Source organism: Marivivens sp. ABH4_498, assembly GCF_056160585.1.
Genome location: NZ_JBSWXL010000017.1, coordinates 1 through 566 on the forward strand (window position 1 = coordinate 1; position 566 = coordinate 566).

The following is a 566-nucleotide window of genomic DNA, read 5'->3' on the forward strand; positions in this document are numbered from 1 at the left end:
TGTGGGTGGTACCCGCGGCCATATGTTAATGGTGTTGAGTACCCGTTATAGGCATCCCATGAGCTTCAAGCCCCAGTAAAACAAGGGCTATCAGCGTCGACTGTATGACGTCAACAGGTGCGTTGTGGTCTACGGTTTGGTCTACGGCCAAGCTGCAGCTTCTAACTGAGGCTAATCCTCGGCGTTACGACCGCAGACCGAGCGCCCAGCGCAAATATATCGCACGAGCGTCTTGAGTGAGAGCCACCCCCTATGGGGGGAAGCTCCAGTGTATACGAGTATGGAAGACCGCTCAGATTTTTGCCCCCCAAACAGTTTGATGATCGCGAAGGTCACAAAGCGATGTTGTCATCATATGGATCGAATGGAGGAAAAGCGGGGACAGTGAAGCCGCAGACAGAACCTACGCGTTGCCCTTCTTTAGGCTGTAAGCCAGCGTCCCTTACAAAATCTTGAAACGCTGGCTTGTTAAGCACCTGCCTGTTGAAGTTAGCGCGATTGGTAACCCCACTGGCGTCCATGAGTTCTGTAATGGAGATGAAGGTGGCAGATTGGGCAATGCGGTC

1 protein-coding gene is annotated in these 566 nt (G+C 52.8%); it reads right to left on the reverse strand.

From position 1 onward, the window contains the following. Positions 1–332: 332 nt before the first annotated feature. Positions 333–566: hypothetical protein (locus ACXAGA_RS16460; protein ID WP_475118553.1), on the reverse strand; the 234-nt coding region annotated here is incomplete at its 5' end.